This window comes from Escherichia sp. E4930, from assembly GCF_005845405.1.
Classification (GTDB): Bacteria; Pseudomonadota; Gammaproteobacteria; order Enterobacterales; family Enterobacteriaceae; genus Escherichia.
The window spans coordinates 386,487-401,107 of sequence record NZ_VCDZ01000003.1; the positions used below are offsets into that span (position 1 = coordinate 386,487).

Genomic DNA, 14,621 nt, shown 5'->3' on the forward strand with positions numbered 1-14,621 from the left:
AGAATTAACCGATAGTGGGGGATATTAATCCTCCTTATTTCATTGCGAAATTCATTTCGCGATGCGGGTCGTTATATCTGAATATCCCTGGCATATCCTCATTGATTTTAATGAGGAGGGTATTGTTCACCCTGGAGAAAATAATGAAGTATATAGCAACGTCTGTAGTGGCAATGCTGCTTTTATCTGGTTGTGATAATACGCAAAATAACAATTCATCCCCGTCGGAAACAGAAGTGGGCGTTGTTACGCTCAAATCTCAACCGGTTTCGGTAGTCAGTGAATTAACCGGACGCACCAGTGCGGCACTCAGTGCTGAAGTACGTCCGCAGGTTGGGGGAATTATCCAGAAACGCCTATTTACTGAAGGCGATTTAGTTAAGGCCGGACAACCATTGTACCAAATTGATGCGGCCAGTTATCGGGCGGCATGGAATGAAGCCCAGGCAGCATTACAACAGGCACAGGCACTGGTAAAAGCCGATTGCCAGAAAGCGCAGCGTTATGCCCGACTGGTGAAAGATAACGGTGTGTCACAACAGGATGCTGATGATGCTCAGTCTACCTGCGCACAAGATAAAGCCAGTGTTGAAGCGAAAAAAGCCGCACTGGAAACCGCGCGCATTAATCTTGACTGGACCACGGTAACCGCGCCGATTTCTGGGCGTATTGGCATTTCGTCGGTGACCCCTGGCGCCCTGGTGACCGCGTCGCAGGATACAGCGTTAACGACTATTCGTGGTCTGGATACAATGTATGTCGACCTCACTCGCTCCAGTGCCGATTTATTACGTCTGCGCAAACAGTCACTGGCGACCAACAGTGACACCATGAGCGTCTCACTTATTCTGGAAGATGGCACAACCTACAGCGAAAAAGGGCGTCTGGAACTCACCGAAGTCGCTGTGGATGAGTCTACCGGCTCGGTGACATTACGGGCGATTTTCCCCAATCCACAACAACAGTTATTACCAGGCATGTTTGTTCGCGCTCGTGTCGATGAAGGCGTGATGGAAGACGCTATTCTCGCGCCTCAACAGGGCGTCACGCGCGATGCTAAAGGCAATGCAACTGCGCTGGTGGTGAATAAAGACAATAAAGTAGAGCAGCGAACGCTCGAAACGGGAGAAACGTATGGTGATAAATGGCTGGTGCTGAACGGCCTGCATAACGGCGACCGACTGATTGTTGAAGGTTCCGCCAAAGTCACTTCAGGGCAGACCGTCAAGGCTGTTGAAGTTCAGGCTAATGGAGGCAACGCCTGATGTTTTCGCGCTTTTTTGTTCGCCGTCCGGTCTTTGCCTGGGTTATCGCCATTTTGATTATGTTGGCGGGTATTCTGGCCATTCGCACATTACCCGTCGCGCAATATCCTGACGTTGCGCCGCCGACCATTAAAATATCAGCCACTTATACCGGTGCTTCAGCCGAAACGCTGGAGAACAGCGTGACCCAGGTTATCGAACAGCAACTCACCGGACTGGATAATTTGCTCTATTTCAGCTCAACCAGCAGCTCTGATGGTTCGGTCAGTATTAATGTGACGTTTGAACAAGGTACCGATCCCGACACTGCACAGGTTCAGGTGCAGAATAAAATTCAGCAGGCGGAGTCGCGCTTACCGAGTGAAGTGCAGCAAACTGGCGTCACAGTGGAAAAATCACAAAGCAACTTTTTGCTGATTGCTGCCGTGTATGACACCACTGACAAAGCCTCCAGTTCGGATATCGCCGACTGGTTGGTCAGTAACGTTCAGGACCCGCTGGCGCGCGTTGAAGGTGTGGGGAGTCTGCAAGTCTTTGGCGCAGAATACGCTATGCGCATCTGGCTTGACCCGGCCAAACTGGCGTCTTACTCGCTGATGCCTTCAGACGTGCAGAGTGCTATTGAAGCGCAAAACGTGCAGGTTACTGCCGGGAAAATAGGGGCATTGCCTTCACCGAATACTCAGCAACTGACGGCGACAGTACGTGCGCAGTCTCGTTTGCAGACGGTGGATCAGTTCAAAAATATTATCGTGAAAAGCCAGTCAGACGGCGCAGTTGTTCGCATAAAAGATGTGGCTCGCGTTGAGATGGGCAGTGAAGATTATACCGCTATCGGCAAACTTAACGGTCACCCGTCTGCCGGGGTTGCTGTAATGCTTTCGCCCGGTGCGAATGCGCTGAATACGGCGACGCTGGTCAAGGATAAGATTGCCGAATTCCAGCGCAATATGCCGCAGGGGTACGCCGTCGCATACCCGAAAGACAGCACTGAATTTATTAAAATCTCCGTAGAGGACGTAATTCAGACGCTGTTTGAAGCCATCGTACTGGTGGTTTGCGTGATGTATTTATTCCTGCAAAACCTGCGCGCCACGCTGATTCCGGCGTTAGCTGTCCCCGTTGTTTTGCTGGGCACATTCGGCGTTCTTGCGTTGTTTGGCTATTCGATTAATACCCTGACGTTGTTTGCAATGGTGCTGGCGATCGGCTTGCTGGTGGACGATGCCATTGTGGTGGTGGAGAACGTCGAACGCATTATGCGTGACGAAGGGTTGCCCGCGCGTGAAGCCACGGAAAAATCAATGGGCGAGATTTCTGGCGCACTGGTTGCCATTGCGCTGGTGTTGTCAGCCGTATTCCTGCCGATGGCCTTCTTTGGGGGATCTACGGGAGTAATTTATCGTCAGTTCTCCATCACCATCATCTCCGCAATGCTGCTTTCCGTGGTGGTGGCATTGACCTTGACTCCCGCCCTGTGCGGTTCCGTCCTCCAGCATGTTCCGCCACATAAAAAAGGCTTTTTCGGCGCATTTAACCGCTTTTACCGCCGTACTGAAGATAAATATCAGCGAGGCGTAATTTATGTCCTGCGCCGTGCAGCCCGAACAATGGGTGTTTATGTCGTGCTGGGTGGTGGAATGGCCCTGATGATGGGGAAACTGCCGGGCAGTTTCTTACCCACTGAAGACCAGGGCGAAATCATGGTGCAGTACACGTTGCCAGCTGGGGCGACCGCAGCTCGTACAGCAGAAGTGAATCGCCAGATTGTTGACTGGTTCCTGATTAACGAGAAAGCAAATACCGATGTCATCTTTACCGTTGATGGTTTCAGTTTTAGTGGCAGCGGACAGAATACCGGGATGGCGTTTGTCTCGTTGAAAAACTGGTCACAACGTAAAGGGGCAGAAAATACCGCCCAGGCTATCGCCTTACGGGCAACCAAAGAGTTGGGGGCAATTCGTGATGCTACGGTATTTGCCATGACGCCGCCTGCAGTTGATGGTCTGGGGCATAGCAATGGCTTTACGTTTGAATTAATGGCAAGTGGTGCGACTGACCGCGAAACCTTGCTTAAAATGCGTAATCAGTTGATTGAGCAGGCTAATCAAAGCCCTGAGCTGATTTCTGTACGTGCCAATGACCTGCCGCAAATGCCGCAATTGCAGGTAGATATCGATAACAATAAAGCCGTATCGCTGGGGTTGAGCTTAAGTGATGTCACCGACACGCTGGCAAGCGCGTGGGGCGGTACTTATGTGAATGACTTTATTGACCGTGGTCGTGTGAAGAAAGTCTACATTCAGGGCGACAGTGAATTTCGTTCTGCGCCGTCAGATTTAGGAAAATGGTTTGTGCGCGGTAGCGATAACGCCATGACACCGTTCTCTGCTTTTGCCACTACGCGTTGGATCTATGGCCCGGAAAAACTGGTGCGCTACAACGGTTCTGCGGCCTATGAAATTCAGGGCGAAAACGCGACTGGCTTTAGTTCCGGCGATGCAATGACAAAAATGGAGGAACTGGCAAACAGTCTTCCTGCGGGAACGACCTGGGCCTGGAGTGGTTTGTCATTGCAGGAGAAACTGGCCAGTGGTCAGGCATTAAGTCTGTATGCAGTTTCTATTCTGGTGGTTTTCCTCTGTCTTGCAGCTCTGTACGAAAGCTGGTCAGTCCCGTTCTCGGTCATTCTGGTGATCCCACTGGGGCTTCTTGGCGCGGCGCTGGCGGCCTGGATGCGTGATTTAAACAACGATGTTTACTTCCAGGTGGCGCTATTGACCACTATCGGCTTGTCGTCGAAAAACGCCATTCTGATTGTGGAATTTGCTGAAGCGGCAGTTGCTGAGGGCCATTCCCTGAGTCGGGCGGCATTACGCGCGGCGCAGACTCGTCTACGCCCAATCATCATGACCTCGCTGGCGTTTATTGCGGGGGTAATGCCGCTGGCGATGGCGACCGGAGCAGGTGCGAACAGCCGCATCGCCATTGGTACGGGCATTATTGGCGGTACGCTGACCGCTACGTTGCTGGCTATTTTCTTTGTTCCTCTGTTTTTTGTACTGGTGAAACGTTTGTTTGCCAGTAAACCGCGCCGTCAGGAGTAAGTTATGTTGCGTCGTTCTCTTATTTTTCTGGTGCTGTTGAGTGCGGGATGTGTCTCGCTCGATCCCCACTACAGCACGCCTGAATCCCCAATCCCGGCGACCTTGCCGGGAGCACAGGGCCAGGGAAAGGCAATCAGCCATGACTGGCAGCAGGTGATTCACGATCCCCGATTGCAGCAGGTGGTGACCATTGCTCTGAACAGTAACCGCGATGTGCAAAAAGCGATAGCTGATATTGACTCAGCACGGGCGCTCTATGGGCAAACTAATGCGTCGTTATTCCCGACGGTGAATGCGGCCTTAAGTTCGACCCGCAGTCGTTCGCTGGCGAATGGTACGGGAGCCACTGCCGAGGCTGACGGCACGGTGTCCAGTTATACGTTAGATCTGTTTGGTCGTAATCAGAGTTTATCTCGGGCGGCGCGAGAAACCTGGCTTGCCAGTGAATTTACAGCCCAGAACACTCGTTTAACGCTGATTGCTGAAATCAGCACCGCCTGGCTGACCCTGGCGGCCGATAACAGCAACCTGGCCCTGGCAAAAGAAACGATGGCCAGTGCAGAAAACTCATTGAAAATTATCCAGCGCCAGCAACAGGTTGGCACGGCGGCAGCGACAGATGTCAGTGAGGCGATGAGTGTTTATCAGCAAGCGCGCGCCAGCGTTGCCAGCTATCAGACACAAGTGATGCAGGATAAAAATGCACTGAACTTACTGGCAGGTACAACGCTTGCGGAAAATCTGCTACCGGGAACACTGGAAAGCCTGCCGGAACAGATGATAAGCCTGGTTCCTGCGGGAGTGTCATCTGACGTTCTGCTGCGTCGCCCGGATATCCAGGAAGCGGAACATAATCTGAAGAGCGCCAATGCCGATATTGGCGCCGCGCGGGCTAACTTTTTCCCGACGATTTCGCTGACTGCCAGCGCTGGTGTTGGCAGTGACGCATTGTCATCGCTGTTCAGCCACGGAATGCAGGTCTGGTCATTTGCGCCATCGGTAACATTACCGCTGTTCACCGGCGGAAGTAATCTGGCGCAGCTTCGTTACGCAGAAGCACAAAAGCGCGGGCTCATTGCCACCTATGAGAAAACCGTTCAGAGCGCATTTAAAGATGTCGCTAACGCACTGGCGCGGCGGACCACGCTTGAGGAGCAACTGGATGCACAGCGCCAGTATGTTAAAGCTGAACAACAAACGGTCGATGTTGGCCTGCGTCGCTATCAGGCGGGTGTTGGTGATTACCTGACCGTGTTGACGGCACAGCGCAGCTTGTGGAGCGCACAGCAGGAGCTGCTGGCATTGCAACTGACTGATTTTACGAACCGGATCACGATCTGGCAGTCGCTGGGCGGCGGCATGTCATCACTCAAGTAAGGAATAGTATGGCTAGAGTCTCTCTTTCATGGGCGTTGATTCTTGGTCTTTTAGCCGGTATCGGCCCGATGTGTACCGATCTTTATTTGCCGGCATTGCCGGAGATGTCTGAGCAACTGGCGGCAACCACGACCATAACGCAATTAACCCTGACCGCATCACTGATCGGTCTTGGCGTCGGACAACTGTTATTTGGCCCTCTGAGCGACAAAATAGGGCGTAAACGTCCGTTAATCTTGTCGTTGCTATTGTTTATTGTTTCTTCCATTTTGTGCGCGACAACGAACAATATTTACTGGCTGGTGGTCTGGCGTTTTATTCAAGGGATCGCGGGGGCGGGTGGTTCGGTGCTCTCTCGTTCTATTGCTCGTGACAAATATCAAGGAGTAACGCTGACCCAGTTCTTTGCGCTGTTAATGACGGTGAATGGCCTGGCACCGGTGTTGTCGCCAGTGCTGGGTGGTTATATTGTCAGCACGTTTGACTGGCGCACTTTATTCTGGGTGATGGCTGAAATTAGCACCGTACTGTTGCTGGGCTGCCTGTTATTTATCAATGAGACATTGCCAGAAAATAAAAGGGGCTCATCATTGCTATTAACCGGACGAAGCGTGGTGCAGAACCGCCGTTTTACGCGCCTTTGCCTGATTCAAAGTTTTATGCTGGCAGGCTTGTTTGCGTACATCGGCTCTTCGTCGTTCGTGTTGCAGAAGGAATTTGGCTTTAGTCCAATGCAATTTAGCCTGGTGTTTGGCCTTAACGGCATCGGACTTATCATTGCTTCATGGATCTTCTCGCGCCTGGCGCGACGGATTAACGCGATGACATTGCTGAGAGGTGGCCTGATAGCGGCAATTTTGTGTGCATTGCTCACGGTCTTATGCGCATGGATACAATTGCCCATTCCGGCACTGGTGGCATTATTTTTCACCATCGCATTTTGTAGCGGCATCGGCACTGTTGGCGGGGCAGAGGCTATGAGTGCAGTAGGGACGCAAGAATCTGGAACGGCGTCTGCGTTGATGGGGATGAGCATGTTTGTCTTCGGCGGTATAGCCGCGCCATTGTCGGGGCTTGGCGGAGAAACACTGTTAAAAATGAGCCTGGCAATTACGGTATGTTATACGCTGGCATTGCTGGTTGCTCTCACCAGAATCGACAATCAAAAGTAATGAATACCTCATTCTGACGGGGATTTCCCCTGTCAGAATGAGGTACCGAATACTAACGATCTTTACGCCACGCATCCGCCGTCAATGCTTCGCCAAAGTGGCCGGAAATTAGCCGTTTGGTGAGTTCGTGCAGCGGCGATGCCAACACATCCGCGGTGCTACCGCGTTCGACAACCTCACCCTGATGCATCACCAAAACCTGGTCGCTGATGTGCTTCATCATCCCGATATGCTGGGTAACATAAATATAAGAAATACCCTGTTTCTCTTGTAGCTCCAGCATCAGGTTAATTAGCTGCGAACGCATCGACATATCCAGCGAGGCGAGGGCTTCATCGGCAATAATCACTTTTGGGCGCAATATCAGCGCGCGCGCCAGACCAAGACGCTGTTTTTGCCCGGGGGCCAACATATGCGGATAGTAACTGACGTGATCCGGTAGCAGCCCAACCATACGCATTGTTTCAATAATCTGTTTGCGGCGCTGTTCCGGTTCCAGGTCTGTGTTCAAACGCAGTGGAAAATCAAGGATCTGCGAAATACGTTGACGTGGATTCAATGAAGTCGACGGATCCTGAAAAATCATGCGAATACGCTGACTGCGGAAGGAATAATCGCCAAAATGCAGCGGATGATCGTCAATCAATAACTCGCCGCTGGTTGGCTCAATCATTCCTGCCAGCATCTTTGCCAGCGTCGATTTACCGGAACCGTTCTCACCAATAATCGCCAGTGTCTGGCGTTCACGCAGCGTAAAGCTCAAGGGTTTTACCGCTTCGACTGTCTGACGGCGAAACCAACCGGTCCTGTAGCGGAACGTTTTGCTTAAATTACGCACTTCGAGCAGAGTTTCTATCATCTCACTCTTTCTCCATGTTCAGCGGGAAATGACAGGCATAGAGATGATTTTTCGCTCCCGTCAGACGCGGCGTTACAATGCATTCTCGTTGTGCATAAGGGCAACGCGGTCCCAGACGACAACCAATCGGTAATTGTTCCAGCAGCGGGATTGCGCCCGGCAGGGTATTGAGGCGGCTTTTATGCGGCATCGCACTGCCAAAGTCCGGTATTGCACGGATTAGTGCCTGGGTATAAGGATGATGCGGCATTGTCACCAACTCCTTACTTGGCGCGCTTTCCACTGTCTGGCCACAATAAAGCACGTTGATTTTATCCGCCCATTGGCTAAGCATTTGTAAGTCATGGCTGATAAGCAAAATAGTGGTGTTGCTGTTTTGGTTGAGACGCGTCAACAGGCGGAAAATTTGCGCCTGCGTTGTTGGCTCCATCGAGTTGGTCGGTTCGTCGGCAATCAGTAGACGCGGTTGATTCGCCAGTGCGATGGCAATCATCACTTTCTGGCATTCACCTTCGGTCAACTCGTACGGGAAACTGCGCATCGCATCTTTATGATCTTTAATCCCCACGCGGTGTAGCAACTCAATGGCGCGACGTTTGCGCCAGCCAAAACGCTGCCACCAACGGCCTTTATAGGTCCAGGCCGGGATGTTCTGCATCAACTGGCGACCCACACGTTCCGATGGATCAAGACACGATTGCGGTTCCTGGAAAATCATCGACACGTTGTGTCCAACCAATTTGCGCCGTTCGCGTGCGGAGAGACGCAGCAAATCGATATCATCAAAACGCATTCGGTCAGCGGTAACACGCCAGTTATCTTTATTCACCCCACAAATCGCTTTCGCAATCAAACTTTTGCCGGAGCCGGATTCGCCAACAAGACCGCGAATCTCGCCTTCGGTTAAGGTCATACTCACGCGGTCGACGGCTTTAACCCACTCATCACCGGTTTTAAATTCAATGGTCAGGTTACGAATATCCAATAATGGCATTATTCCACCCCCGCAATAATCGCACGACGAACGCCGTCGCCAAGGAGGTTAACCAACAACACGCTAATCATAATTGCCGCGCCAGGAAGCATTACGGTCCACGGGGCGACATAAATCAGTTCCAGCGCATCACCAAGCATCGCGCCCCATTCAGGCGAGGGGAGTTGCGCGCCGAGGTCAAGAAAGCCCAGCGCGGCGATATCGAGAATTGCCATCGACAATGCGCGAGTGATCTCGGTGACCAGTCCGGCGGTGATGTTAGGCATCACCGCAAACCAGAGAATATTCAGCGTCGTTGCGCCATCCAGACGGGCGGCGATAACGTACTCTTTTTCCAGTTCGTCATGAACCATGCTGTAAATCGAACGTACCATACGCGGCAGCAGTGCCAACCAGACGGCAAACATGGCGTGCGATAAACTCGGTCCGGCAAATGCTACTACGATAATCGCCAACAGCAGGGACGGAATCGCCAGCAAAGTATCCAGAATATGGTTAAGCACCGCTGAGCGTAGGCCGTGCGTTGCCCCGGCGAAGGTGCCAAGTACCAGACCACAAATCGTCGCGGCGAGCGTCACCACAAATGCGCCCCCCACGGTAGGTGCTGCGCCACTCAATAAACGGCTTAAAACGTCGCGTCCCAGGTCGTCGGTCCCAAGGAAAAACGAGACTTCGCCATAGCGTGACCATGACGGCGGCAACAATTGATAACCAAGAAATTGCTGGTCGATGCCGTAAGGCGCAAACCAGCTACCAAAAATACACAGCACCGCCAGCCCCGCGCAGCCGTACAGGCCGACCATCGCAGCGGCGTCTCCATAGAATTTGCGCCAGGCAGTACGCAGCGTGCCCGGCGGGCGCTTCTCGCTGTATACGCTATCGTAAGGCATACCATTCCTTATGTTTCAGAGGGTTAGCCATGGCACCCAAAATATCAGATATCACGTTGATAATAATGACCAATGAACCGCACACCATCACTCCGGCGGAAATGGCTGCGTAATCCTGCTGGCGGATGGCGTTAATTAACCAGCGCCCTAAACCCGGCCAGCTAAAAACCATTTCGGTGATCATCGCCAGCGTCAGCATGGTGGAAAACTGCAAGCCCAGGCGAGGAATAACCGGAGGTAACGCGTTATGCAGCACGTGGCGACGCAAAATAGTAAAGCGCGACAAACCGCGAGTCGCCGCCGCTTTCACATAGTTTTGGTCATAGACTTCGATGGTGCTGATACGCATCAATCGGATCACTTCAGTTGTTGGCGCAACCGACAGGGTAATCACCGGTAGCACCATATGGCGAAGTGCGCTCATGATCATTTCGTCCCGCCACGGTGAGGCCGAAAGCCAGGCATCAATTAACGCAAAGCCGGTAATCGGTTTCACTTCATAGAGCAGATCGAAACGCCCTGAAACGGGCAGCCAACCTAGCGTGAGTGAACAAAACAGCGTCAACAGAAGCGCCAGCCAGAACACCGGGATGGAAAAGCCCAGCAAGGCGATGGCGTTGATCAAGTTATCCTGCCACTTATGGCGTGTAATCCCGGCAATCATGCCCACCGGGATCCCGACAATCAGCGCAAAACCGAAAGCGAGGATGCACAACTCCATCGTTGCCGGAAAGACTTCTTTTAACTGTTCGGCAATAGGCTGGCCGTTAATGCTGGAAACACCAAAATCCCAGTGGATCAGGCCATTAAACCAGAACACCCAGGCATTCCACAGTGACGCGCCTTGTAACGGCGCGTGTGGCGTGAAATAGCTCAAACTGAAGCCAACAAAGGTCAGCAGGAATAAGGTGACGATTAATAACAAAATACGACGTAAGGTGAAGATAATCATGGTTTTTTCACCTCTTCTTGCTTCTCGCGATACACCCCCGCGAAGGAGGCGTTACCGAACGGGCTCAGTACCAGACCTTTAATATCGTAACGGTAGGCCTGCAAGCGCAGTGATGAGGCCAGCGGCAGAATGGGCAGTTCCTGCGCCAGAATGCTTTGCGCTTCATCATAAGCTTCAATACGCGCCGCCAGTTGCTGCGAGGAGAGGGCATTACGCAACACGCTGTCGAATTTCGGATCGCACCAGTGGGCAAGGTTGGTTTGCGAGTGAATAGCCGCGCAGCTCAGTAACGGACGGAAGAAACTGTCCGGGTCGTTACTGTCCGTCGCCCAACCAGATAACGTCAGATCATGGCTCATATCCATCAACCGCGCCTCCTGAAAACGACCTTCTACCGGCACAATCACCACTTTCACGCCAACCTGCGCCATATCCGCCTGAATCAGTTCGGCGGTTTTCAGCGGACTGGGGTTCCATGCCTGCGATCGTGTCGGTACCCACAGTTTCAGCGTTAAGTTTTCCAGCCCCAACGCTTTCAGTTGTTCGCGCGATTTCGCTGGGTTGTATTCAGTAATTTTAGCCTCGTTGTCATAAGCCCACGAGGCGCGCGGTAAAATAGAGGCCGCAGTTTCAGCCGTACCATAATAGATGGATTGCATCAGGCGCTGGTTATTGATCGCCAGTGCCAGCGCATGGCGGACAGCTGGATTATTTAGTGGCGGTTTGGCGGTGTTAAATGCCAGATAGGCGACGTTCATCCCCGGGCGCAGCGTTAAACGCAAACGCGGGTCGTCGCGCAAAATGGATAACTGGCTGGCGGCAGGCCAGGCCAGAACGTCGCATTCACCGGTCAGGAGTTTCGACAATCGTCCGGTACCGCCGGAGCCTAAATCCACCACCACCTGCGGCATCAACGGTTTGCCACGCCAGAACTCATCATGACGTTGTAAGCGAATATATTGCCCGGCGCGGTATTCCGACAATTGATACGGCCCGGTACCGACCGGTTGACGGTCGAGTTGTTCCTGGCGATCTTCTTTCTCTAATTTCTGGGCGTATTCGGCAGACATTACCGACGCATAATGGGTCGCCAGGTGCCATAAGAAGGATGCATCCGGCTGGGCGAGACGGAACTCAACGGTGTGATTATCCAGCTTGCGGACACTTTTAACGTTATCGGCAAATTGCAGACTGTCGAAATAGGGGAAGTTACTGCCGTTGACGTTATGCCACGGGTTATTGCGGTCAAAAATCCGTTGGAAGGTAAACACCACATCATCGGCATTCATTTTGCGAGTGGGAGTAAACCAGGCGGTTTTTTGAAACGGGACATCGCGACGCAGGTGGAAGCGATAGGTCGCGCCGTTGTCGAGCACTTCCCAGCTTTCGGCAAGTTCCGGCATCAGGCGATAGGTATACGGATCGACATCCAGCAGTCGATCATAAAACTGGGCGGCAAGGGTATCGACAATTAACCCACTGCTCGCTTTGGATGGGTTAAAGGTGTTGACTTGCCCGCTGACGCAATAGACAAAACCGCTGTCGCGGATATCAGCATGCGGGGGGGATTCAGGCGCGGCTATTGCCTGACCACTCACAAGTCCAGCAATCACCAAAAGAGACGATAATACCTGGCGCATAATATTAAGGGATTTTATGTAAAGAGGCTATCTTACTAATATTTAATGACATTTGCCATTACCGTTTGTGTTCAGGGGTCGTAATGAGGGCCGTGTGGTTGGTCGTTGAACAGGTGGCGTCGCCATCTGTTCAACATTCGTACCCGTGATTTCTCTATAACTATAACTCACAGAACAACTTAGCGAAGAGCAGAGCGGTACGATCGTGAGAAACCCATTAAAGCAGGCTGCAGTGCGTGTCATTTTTAGCCGGATGCGGCGTGAACGCTTTATCCGGGCAACGATACAGACCGAGCGTCTGCAATTAAATAATTATTCATTACCCCATTGATTCAAAAACTCTGCGATTTCATCAATGCGCGCGGGATTAATCCCCGCTTCAGCGGCCATGTCATGCTGGGCTTCTTCGCTGATCTCTTCATTGTTCATCAAACGGGTGAGTAGTAACTGGAAGTAGTGGGCCAGCGGTGTGCGTTCTGCGTCGGCGACAGGTTCTGCGCATTCAGTCGCGTATTCATCGGCAATATCGAAATATTTTAATGGGATATCGTGGTTCATTGTTTGCCCCTGGAGTTAATGCGCTAAGCATAAGGGCGGATGATAGCACTCGTGATCCGGGTCATACATCTTTTTATAGTTAATGGCGCGGCGCATTACCCTCAGGCAGGATAATGCGCCACGCATCCTGGATATTACGTTTCGCTCACCGGCGTTCTGTCACCTTCGTACAGCGGCACTTTGCGATAGCGGCGGATCAGATACCACAAATATGCGCCGCCTAACGAAGCCCATACCAGACCCAGCGTCAGCGAGGTGGCTTCGAGGTTAATCCACAGCACGCCTACCGTCAGCGCGCCAACCAGCGGCATTAATAAATAGTGGAAGTGTTCCTTCCAGCTTTTATTCATTCCTTTACGCCGCCAGAAGTGATTGAACACCGACAGGTTAACGAAGGTAAACGCTACCAACGCGCCGAAGTTAATTAACGCTGTGGCGGTAACTAAATCGAAGAACAGCGCCGACATCGCGACAATTCCGACCATAATGACGTTCAGTGCCGGAGTCCGCCATTTCGGATGCACATAGCCAAACACGCGCTCCGGAAACACATTGTCACGCCCCATCACATACAGCAGACGCGACACGCTGGCATGTGAAGCAAGGCCAGACGCTAACGTGTTCACAAACGTGGTGCAGAGGAATATCGACTGGAACAGCTTGCCGCCGACGTACAGCGCAATTTCAGGCAGTGCGGCGTCCGGGTCTTTAAAACGGCTGATATCGGGAAAGAACAGTTGCATAAAGAACGACGCAGCGATAAAGATAACGCCGCCGTATACCGCCGTCAGGAAGATGGCTTTCGGGATCACGCGTGCGGCGTCTGGTGTCTCTTCCGAAAGTGTGGTCACTGCATCGAAACCAAGGAAAGAGAAGCAGACGATCGTCGCCCCGGTAATAATCGGAATCAGATGCGCGTTCTCGCTGATAAACGGCTGTAGCGACCAGACGGTGCCAACGCCTTCTCCTTTATGCAGCCCCTGAACCACCAGGAAGATAAACACCACCATGATGGAGATTTGCACCAGCACAAAAAGGGTATTGAAGTTGGCGACCAGGTTAACGCTCTTCAGGTTCGCGGCGGTTAAAATGGCGACGAACGTCACCACCCACACCCACGGTGGCACTTCCGGGAAGAGGGCGGAGAGATAGATCTTCGCCAACAAGACGTTGATCATCGGCAAAAAGAGGTAATCCAGCAGCGATGACCAGCCGACCATAAAACCGACGTGCGGGTTAATCGACTTTTGCGCGTAGGTATAGGCCGAACCGGCCTCCGGGAACTGGCGAACCAGTTTGCCGTAGCTGATAGCGGTAAACAGTACGCCCGCCAGTGCCAGCAAATAAGATGCCGGAACGTGACCGTCGCTAATACCGGAAACGATGCCAAACGTATCGAACACGGTCATTGGCGTGAGATAGGCCAGACCCATCATCACCACCTGCCACAACTTCAGTGATTTTCGCAGACGGGTTTTGCCAGGTTGCGCAGCAATATTCAGTGGTGAATTAATAGCCATAATTGCTGCCTCCCCTGCGTAATAAGGTTTGCGGTCGTGTCGACCTGAAATCAAACCTGTTTAGCAAGGGAAGCAAAGGGGGCGGAGTCCAGTCAGTCGCAGGGAGGGCGCACACGCAGCCTCCCTCGCCATGCGGGGATTTAATCATCGGCATCATCTCATTTCCTCGTCACAGTCTTAATCGTTAACGGAAGCCCGTTGCCGCCTGCGCTCCATAACGCGACATCCGGGAAATGTCTGGATTACCAGCAAATGTCAGGCCTGGCTCCGCTCAGGCCGATGAAACA

The 14,621-nt window shown here is 52.4% G+C and carries 12 protein-coding genes; 4 read left to right on the forward strand and 8 right to left on the reverse strand.

Translation table 11 applies throughout. From position 1 onward, the window contains the following. Positions 1–143: 143 nt before the first annotated feature. Genes FFT88_RS05290 through FFT88_RS05305 form a run of 4 tightly spaced genes read left to right on the forward strand, consistent with a single transcriptional unit; the run spans position 144 to position 6,921 of the window. The gene (locus tag FFT88_RS05290) at positions 144–1,265 is read left to right on the forward strand and encodes an efflux RND transporter periplasmic adaptor subunit (RefSeq protein ID WP_135404304.1); all 1,122 of its coding nucleotides are present in this window, start codon (positions 144–146) and stop codon (positions 1,263–1,265) included. Beyond that, positions 1,265–4,372: an efflux RND transporter permease subunit gene (locus FFT88_RS05295; protein ID WP_167851607.1), complete on the forward strand. Its 3,108-nt coding sequence runs from the start codon at positions 1,265–1,267 to the stop codon at positions 4,370–4,372. The genes FFT88_RS05290 and FFT88_RS05295 overlap by 1 nt, the downstream gene beginning before the upstream one ends. Before the next feature lie 3 nt (positions 4,373–4,375). Continuing rightward, entirely contained in the window at positions 4,376–5,749 is a 1,374-nt protein-coding gene (locus FFT88_RS05300) for a TolC family protein (protein ID WP_135404305.1), read from the forward strand. 8 nt (positions 5,750–5,757) lie between these two features. Further along, positions 5,758–6,921, forward strand: coding sequence for a multidrug effflux MFS transporter (locus FFT88_RS05305; RefSeq protein WP_130216074.1), 1,164 nt, complete (start codon positions 5,758–5,760; stop codon positions 6,919–6,921). 52 nt (positions 6,922–6,973) lie between these two features. Here the strand turns inward: FFT88_RS05305 and sapF are convergent, their stop codons facing one another. The 8 genes from sapF to FFT88_RS05345 form a co-directional block, all read right to left on the reverse strand. Continuing rightward, entirely contained in the window at positions 6,974–7,780 is an 807-nt protein-coding gene (sapF, locus tag FFT88_RS05310) for a peptide ABC transporter ATP-binding protein SapF (RefSeq protein WP_000573415.1), read from the reverse strand. A gap of 1 nt (position 7,781) precedes the next feature. Then, positions 7,782–8,774 (reverse strand): peptide ABC transporter ATP-binding protein SapD, encoded by a 993-nt coding sequence (gene sapD, locus FFT88_RS05315; protein WP_001128856.1) that lies wholly within the window; start codon positions 8,772–8,774, stop codon positions 7,782–7,784. Further along, positions 8,774–9,664 carry a peptide ABC transporter permease SapC gene (sapC, locus tag FFT88_RS05320; protein ID WP_130208813.1) on the reverse strand — a complete coding sequence of 297 codons (891 nt, stop codon included), beginning with the start codon at positions 9,662–9,664 and terminating at the stop codon, positions 8,774–8,776. Before sapC ends, sapD begins: the two co-directional genes overlap by 1 nt. Continuing rightward, positions 9,651–10,616 carry a putrescine export ABC transporter permease SapB gene (gene sapB, locus FFT88_RS05325; RefSeq protein WP_135404306.1) on the reverse strand — a complete coding sequence of 322 codons (966 nt, stop codon included), beginning with the start codon at positions 10,614–10,616 and terminating at the stop codon, positions 9,651–9,653. The genes sapC and sapB overlap by 14 nt, the downstream gene beginning before the upstream one ends. Then, a complete protein-coding gene (gene sapA / locus FFT88_RS05330) occupies positions 10,613–12,256 on the reverse strand; it encodes an ABC transporter substrate-binding protein SapA (protein ID WP_130208811.1) in 1,644 nt (547 codons plus the stop codon). Before sapA ends, sapB begins: the two co-directional genes overlap by 4 nt. 312 nt (positions 12,257–12,568) lie before the next feature. After that, positions 12,569–12,814 carry a YmjA family protein gene (locus FFT88_RS05335; RefSeq protein ID WP_130208809.1) on the reverse strand — a complete coding sequence of 82 codons (246 nt, stop codon included), beginning with the start codon at positions 12,812–12,814 and terminating at the stop codon, positions 12,569–12,571. A 134-nt stretch (positions 12,815–12,948) separates the two neighbouring features. Further along, complete coding sequence (gene puuP / locus FFT88_RS05340; protein ID WP_000996861.1) at positions 12,949–14,334, reverse strand: putrescine/proton symporter PuuP; 1,386 nt, start codon at positions 14,332–14,334, stop codon at positions 12,949–12,951. Then, positions 14,324–14,488: a hypothetical protein gene (locus tag FFT88_RS05345; protein ID WP_122992123.1), complete on the reverse strand. Its 165-nt coding sequence runs from the start codon at positions 14,486–14,488 to the stop codon at positions 14,324–14,326. Before FFT88_RS05345 ends, puuP begins: the two co-directional genes overlap by 11 nt. Positions 14,489–14,621: the final 133 nt, after the last annotated feature.

What these genes read in the sequence shown, in the direction of transcription:
- sapA (WP_130208811.1), bottom strand. Translation starts at nt 12,256, where the DNA reads ATGCGCCAGGTATTATCGTCTCTTTTGGTGATTGCTGGACTTGTGAGT.
- FFT88_RS05290 (WP_135404304.1), top strand. Translation starts at nt 144, where the DNA reads ATGAAGTATATAGCAACGTCTGTAGTGGCAATGCTGCTTTTATCTGGT.
- sapB (WP_135404306.1), bottom strand. Translation starts at nt 10,616, where the DNA reads ATGATTATCTTCACCTTACGTCGTATTTTGTTATTAATCGTCACCTTA.
- puuP (WP_000996861.1), bottom strand. Translation starts at nt 14,334, where the DNA reads ATGGCTATTAATTCACCACTGAATATTGCTGCGCAACCTGGCAAAACC.
- sapC (WP_130208813.1), bottom strand. Translation starts at nt 9,664, where the DNA reads ATGCCTTACGATAGCGTATACAGCGAGAAGCGCCCGCCGGGCACGCTG.
- FFT88_RS05335 (WP_130208809.1), bottom strand. Translation starts at nt 12,814, where the DNA reads ATGAACCACGATATCCCATTAAAATATTTCGATATTGCCGATGAATAC.
- FFT88_RS05300 (WP_135404305.1), top strand. Translation starts at nt 4,376, where the DNA reads ATGTTGCGTCGTTCTCTTATTTTTCTGGTGCTGTTGAGTGCGGGATGT.
- sapD (WP_001128856.1), bottom strand. Translation starts at nt 8,774, where the DNA reads ATGCCATTATTGGATATTCGTAACCTGACCATTGAATTTAAAACCGGT.
- sapF (WP_000573415.1), bottom strand. Translation starts at nt 7,780, where the DNA reads ATGATAGAAACTCTGCTCGAAGTGCGTAATTTAAGCAAAACGTTCCGC.
- FFT88_RS05305 (WP_130216074.1), top strand. Translation starts at nt 5,758, where the DNA reads ATGGCTAGAGTCTCTCTTTCATGGGCGTTGATTCTTGGTCTTTTAGCC.
- FFT88_RS05295 (WP_167851607.1), top strand. Translation starts at nt 1,265, where the DNA reads ATGTTTTCGCGCTTTTTTGTTCGCCGTCCGGTCTTTGCCTGGGTTATC.
- FFT88_RS05345 (WP_122992123.1), bottom strand. Translation starts at nt 14,488, where the DNA reads ATGCCGATGATTAAATCCCCGCATGGCGAGGGAGGCTGCGTGTGCGCC.